Origin of the sequence: Paenisporosarcina sp. TG-14 (assembly GCF_000297555.1) — a bacterium.
GTDB classification, from domain to species: Bacteria; Bacillota; Bacilli; order Bacillales_A; family Planococcaceae; genus Paenisporosarcina; species Paenisporosarcina antarctica.
Window position 1 is genome coordinate 1 of record NZ_AMGD01000048.1, and the last position, 1,281, is coordinate 1,281.

Annotated in this window: 1 protein-coding gene and 1 pseudogene; one reads left to right on the plus strand and one right to left on the minus strand. The window is 33.6% G+C overall.

All coding sequences use genetic code 11. The features are described from left to right. Nucleotides 1–501, plus strand: a pseudogene (locus tag C406_RS20810) (hypothetical protein); the annotation flags it as partial. Nucleotides 502–597: 96 nt separating this feature from the next. Here the strand turns inward: C406_RS20810 and C406_RS20815 are convergent. Beyond that, on the minus strand, nucleotides 598–753 hold the full coding sequence (locus C406_RS20815) for a hypothetical protein (RefSeq protein WP_237740568.1): 156 nt from the start codon (nucleotides 751–753) through the stop codon (nucleotides 598–600). Nucleotides 754–1,281 lie beyond the last annotated feature (528 nt).

A 1,281-nucleotide genomic window follows, 5' to 3' on the forward strand; every position in this document is an offset into this window, starting at 1 on the left:
AAAATCTCGTTTATCCGTCGCGTTTCAAAAGGATATGGTGCGAACATTCTTCGTATTTTACCCTTTAAAGACAAGTCGACTATGAATACTCGCAGTGTTGCTGAAAGTGTTACGCCTGTAAGCAATCCAGCGACTCAATTGGAGAAACAAACCGCTCTTTCTATTAATCTTATACAAGATACATATGATACAGAGGACGCCATTAAGAAGGGATTAATTACCAAGTTACCAGAAAGAATCGGACGTATTTTGGGTGCTTTCTTTGATATGAATACGATGTATAAAGTGTACGGCATCATGTTACGCGCGAAAGCAAAAATAGACCGTTCTATGACGTTTGAGGAGTATGAAGAAGACTATATTAACGCGATTCTATCCGTTGTGAACGCGTATAAACGAGGACGAGTTAAGAATATATATGGAGTGCTTTATGCAGCTACTTTAAGTGCCACAAAGCGTTTATATGTGACAGCTTTATTTAATGACGCTATGGATCGCTAAAGTATGAAGTCCACAAATTTCTTTAAGCTATCTGCAATTCACCACAACAAAAAAGCATCCATTATGGATGCCCAATATTATCAGTTTAATGATTCCTTAAACTGGTGGAGTTTCGTTTGAGGAATTGTTTAAGGTGACCATATTATCATAAGCAATGAGTGTAACTCCAAGCTTATTTTCAAGTTCGTTAATTTCTTGTAACTGTTCACTGTCAATATGTGCAATTTTACTTTCTTCCATTATAATAGACATCCTTTCTTTTCAAAATAAGTCTGTGCTTCATATAAATGATTATACAAAAAAACGTCTATCTAATTCGAAATGTCCTATTAATTCACTTATTTTTTACGCATTTCTTTGTAACTAAGCGTCAGAATTCACACTATTAATGTCGGAAAATTTCCCTTCAACTCTGACACATTTCAGCTAATTATATTGGAATGTCCTTGATATAATAATTTCTAAAAAAGAAGAGGTGTTCCATATATGAAATCTGATTTCGAGTTTCTACTAGACATAATTATTGGTCCACGGGAAATTTTTTATGTAATGGAATGCGATGTATGCGGATTTGATGAAATTCACTTTCAACATCCCATTACAAAAAAACAAATAGGGATTGCTTGTAAGGGTTGTCATTTTGTTTGTAAGTTAGATTTTGTTGCTAACCCTAATGATGATAATCACTTTTTTTCCATTTCATATTAATTTTTTTCTGAAGTGTCTACAATTTAATAGAAAAGTAATTCCTTTAACATTTGAACTGAACCCCGAATAGTG